At 42.0% G+C, this 4,569-nt stretch carries 2 protein-coding genes; one reads left to right on the top strand and one right to left on the bottom strand.

The window, feature by feature from the left end; all coding sequences use genetic code 11:
* Positions 1 to 20 precede the first annotated feature (20 nt).
* Positions 21 to 1,868, bottom strand: a complete 1,848-nt coding sequence (locus H5072_RS12325) for a M2 family metallopeptidase (protein ID WP_182693682.1) — start codon at positions 1,866 to 1,868, stop codon at positions 21 to 23.
* Positions 1,869 to 2,035: 167 nt separating this feature from the next.
* Between H5072_RS12325 and H5072_RS12330 the strand changes: the two genes are divergently transcribed.
* Positions 2,036 to 4,312, top strand: a complete 2,277-nt coding sequence (locus H5072_RS12330) for an acyl-CoA dehydrogenase (RefSeq protein WP_182693683.1) — start codon at positions 2,036 to 2,038, stop codon at positions 4,310 to 4,312.
* Positions 4,313 to 4,569: the final 257 nt, after the last annotated feature.

Consider the following 4,569-nt stretch of genomic DNA (forward strand, 5'->3'; position numbering starts at 1 on the left):
GGCTTTTTATTCAGCGCTATTTACCAGCCGCAGTTGCGGCCTTCGTTTTGTTTATCTAAATATGTTTGTAATGGTGCAAAGTAATCGAGCATTGCTGTTGCATCCATTTGCGGCTTACCTGTTACAGTTTCAAGCGCTTCTTGCCAAGGGCGAGATGAACCCATTTCAAGCATAGCGTTTAGCTTATCCCCTGCTTCTTTTGAATTATAAATAGAGCAGCGATGAATGGCTTTATCGTTACCGGCAATTTCACATAAGCTGCGATGAAACTCAAATTGTAAAATATGCGCTAAAAAGTAACGTGTATAAGGCGTGTTGCCCGGAACGTGGTACTTAGCACCCGGATCAAAGTCGTTTTCGCTACGTGCGATAGGCGCTTGTACTCCTTGGTATTTTTCACGTAGTTCCCACCATGCTTTATTGTAATCTTGCGGCTTTACTTGCCCTGAAAATACCTGCCAACGCCATTGATCAACCATTAAGCTAAATGGCACAAAAGCCACTTTATCAAGTGCCATTTTCATTAATAGACCAATGTCTTTTGATTCATCAGGTACTTGCTCTAGTAAGCCAATTTCTTTTAAGTAGCCTGGTGTAACCGATAAGGCAATGGTGTCGCCAATGGCTTCATGAAAACCATCGTTGGCACTTTCTTGATAAAATAAAGGCTGTTTGTTGTAAGCGCGCTGATAAAAATTGTGGCCTAGCTCATGGTGAATAACAGAGAACTCTTCGCCCGTGCGCTGAATACACATTTTAATACGTAAATCGTCTTTGCTATCTATATTCCATGCAGATGCATGACATTGCACGTCTCTGTCTTTTGGTTTTACAAATAACGAGCGCTCGTAAAAGGTCTCTGGCAGTGGCTCAAATCCCATTGAGGTAAAAAAGGTTTCAGCCCCTATTACCATTTTAAGCTCGTCGTAATTATTTTGAGCTAATAACTCGGTTACATCGTAACCCGGATCGGCATTTTCTGGTGCAACAACATCGTAAATGTTACCCCATGCTTGCGCCCACATATTACCGAGTAAGTGCGCTGGTATTGGCTGATCTTGAGGTACTTTGTCGGTGCCGTACTTTTCACCTAACTTTGCGCGAACATGGCAATGTAGCGAGTTATAAAGTGGTTTAACTTGGCCCCAAATACGGTCAAGCTCAGTGGTAAAGTCATCAGCAGGCATATCGTATTTACTGCGCCACATAGCGCCCGTATCGGCATAACCAAGCTCCTTTGCACCTTCGTTGGTAAGTGCTACTTGCTGCTCGTAAAGTGGGCGCATGGGTTTTGATATTTCACGCCAGCCTTGCCATAAATCAAGTAGTTCGTTGTAATCTCGGCTGGTGGCCATTTTTGAGGTCATGTCGCCAAGGCTTAAACAGCTGCCATCTTCTTTACAGTATTTACCTTTACCATATAGCCCGCCAAGCTCTGCGACAATTTGTGAAAGCTTCGCTGTTTTATCAGCGTCTTGTGGGGCTGGAAGTGTAAGTGCTAGTTTTAGTTTATCAAGCTTACGGCGAGCATCGTAATCAAGCTCTAGTTCGTCGTATTTTGCAGCTTCATTTGCTAAACGCACGACTGTTTCGGTCATTTTACGGTTAACTTCAGCCGATAGAGCAGATGTATCGTGAGTAATAAAGTTTGCGTAAATCCACTCTGCACGGCTCGATTCTAAATAAAGTGCACTTAGTTCTTTTTCTGTGTTTGTTATAAATGTATTTGCATCTTTAGCTGTTACAGCTTTTTTAGTGTGTGGTGAATCGGTAGTGTCGATAGATACTTGCGCATCGCAGGCCGTTAAAGCAAGAGTACTTGCTACCATTAAGGCGCTCATACTTAGTTTAAATCGAAAGGGGGTCATGCTATTCCTTTAATTTATTGTTATTAAAACGTTGATAATAGCAGTGATGTTTAAAACAATAAAATGAATGCGTTAAGGCTCACGACTCGTCGTGCAATGATTGTATTTAAATTAAGATGGGTCATAATTAAGTTACTATTTTCATTCAATGTGTAAGGAATGTGCGCATGTTAATATTTATAATATTGCTGGTCGTGGTGGTGGTTATTTTTGCGGTTAAAGATATTCGCCTAAACTTGATTAGTCGTCCTACGTTTAAAATGTTCAAAAAGGTGCTTCCGCCATTATCGCAAACAGAGCGAGAGGCAATGGAAGCAGGTGATGTTTGGTGGGATGGTGAGTTATTTAGTGGTAACCCAGACTGGCAAAAACTGCACCACTTTCCAAAACCAGAGCTTAGCGATAAAGAAAACGCATTTATGGCTAACCAAGTAGAAACCTTATTGGCGATGCTTGATGATTATCAAATTGTACAAAAAGACAAAGACTTACCAAAAGAAGTGTGGGATTACCTAAAAACAGAAGGTTTTTTTGCACTGATCATTCCTGAAAAATTTGGCGGTCGTGAGTTCTCAGCAATTGCTAATTCGACGATAGTGTCAAAAATTTCGACTAAAAGCTTAACAGCCGCAGTCACTGTTATGGTGCCTAATAGCTTAGGTCCGGGCGAGTTACTTCTTCACTATGGCACTAAAGAGCAGCAAGATCGTTGGCTGCCAAGTTTAGCTAATGGTACAGATGTTCCTTGTTTTGCATTAACGGGACCAGAGGCGGGCTCTGATGCTGGCAGCATTCCTGATTCCGGTGTGGTGTGTATGGGTGAGCACAATGGCGAGCAAGTAATGGGTTTGCGTTTAAATTGGTCAAAGCGTTACATTACGCTTGCACCCGTTGCTACTGTACTCGGCTTAGCATTTAAAATGTATGATCCAGACGCTTTATTAGGTGATAAAAAAGAGCTAGGCATAACGTGTGCGCTTATACCAACCGATCATCCGGGTGTCGAAACGGGTGAGCGTCATTATCCGCTTAATATGGCCTTTATGAATGGTACCACTTACGGTAAAGATGTATTTATACCATTGGACTGGATCATTGGTGGCCAAGAATGCGCAGGGCGTGGTTGGAGAATGCTTGTTGAGTGTTTAAGTGCAGGGCGTGGTATATCACTACCAGCATTAAGTGCAGCAACTGGACATTTAGCTTCAAAAATGACATCGGCATACGCCATGGTACGCCAGCAGTTTGGTGTATCTATAGGGCAGTTTGAAGGTGTGCAAGAGGCACTTGCACGTATTGGTGGTTTAACTTACACACTTGAGTCGTGCCGATTAATGACCGCAGGTGCGATTGATTTAAAATTAAGCCCGTCGGTTGTAACAGCGATTGCTAAATATCATATGACAGAAATGGGTCGTACGGTAATGAACGATGCAATGGATATTCATTCAGGTAAAGGAATTCAAGTAGGGCCTAATAACTATTTGGCGCATGGCTATATGGGTATTCCAGTATCAATTACGGTTGAAGGCGCGAATATTTTAACGCGTAACTTAATGATATTTGGCCAAGGTGCAACACGCTGTCATCCTTTTGTTTTAAAAGAAATGGAAGCCGCTGCCATGGAAGATGACGACGCAGCAATTGAACAATTTGATGGTTTATTAATGAACCATATAATATTTGCAGCAAGTAATGCAGGCATGGCATTTGTGCATGGCTTGACACGTAGTTGTTTTGCTAAAGCCCCTGTAGGTGGTGAAACGGCTGTTTATTATAAACAATTGAGTAGGATGAGCCGAGGCTTAGCTATTTGCACAGACGTGGCTATGTTAATGCTTGGCGGTGAGCTTAAACGTAAAGAAATGATATCAGCGCGTTTGGGTGATGTATTAAGTCATTTGTACTTAGCATCAACTGTTTTAAAACGTTATGAAGATGAAGGGCGCCAACAAGCTGATTTACCATTTGTAAAATATGCAATTGAGAACTCATTATTTGAAATTGGCCAAGCGTTTAATGGCTTCTTTAAAAACTTTTCAAACCCGGTTGTTAATTTTATCCTTAAACGTATCGTGTTCCCGCTTGGAAACCATTACCACAGACCAAGTGATGAAATAGCACAAAGTATTTGCGAGCGTATGACTCAACCTGGTGTATTTAGAAACCGCTTAACGCATTTATGTTATGTAGATGAAAATGCAGGTACAGGGGTCATGGAAAGCGCATTTTTAGCTATGCATGATATGCAAGCGCAGTTTAAAGACTTAAAACAATGGCAGCGTAAGGGCAGTGTGCCTGCAACGCTTGATATTGAAGGTGCTATAAATTTTGCGCTTGAAAATCAGTTGTTAGAGCAAACGGATGCTGATGCAATGCATCATGCTAATAAGCTACGTAAGAAAGCCATTGCAGTTGATAACTTTCAACCTGGTGAGCTGTAGCGCACTACTTTAAATACTAGGGCGTGTTGACCTTTCGTGGTTGAATTTGCAGCAGACTGTTTGGTTTTTAGGCAAGGCAGAGCCTATGTAGTGTGGTTATTCCCCATAAATAGGCGATAACGCAGCATAAATGCCAAACATGCGCTGCCCTTTGGGTTCTTTCTAGGGACGATTAACTCTATGTTGCTCGGTTTTTACTTAGCCCACTAGGTTACAAACCTCGCGCCGCGATTAAATCGCCCCTAGATTGAACAAAT

This window comes from Pseudoalteromonas sp. SR45-5 (assembly GCF_014163565.1).
Taxonomy (GTDB): Bacteria; Pseudomonadota; Gammaproteobacteria; order Enterobacterales; family Alteromonadaceae; genus Pseudoalteromonas; species Pseudoalteromonas distincta.

Bases quoted from the DNA above. Each gene is read 5' to 3' on its own strand.
- H5072_RS12325 (WP_182693682.1), bottom strand. From the start codon at position 1,868: ATGACCCCCTTTCGATTTAAACTAAGTATGAGCGCCTTAATGGTAGCA.
- H5072_RS12330 (WP_182693683.1), top strand. From the start codon at position 2,036: ATGTTAATATTTATAATATTGCTGGTCGTGGTGGTGGTTATTTTTGCG.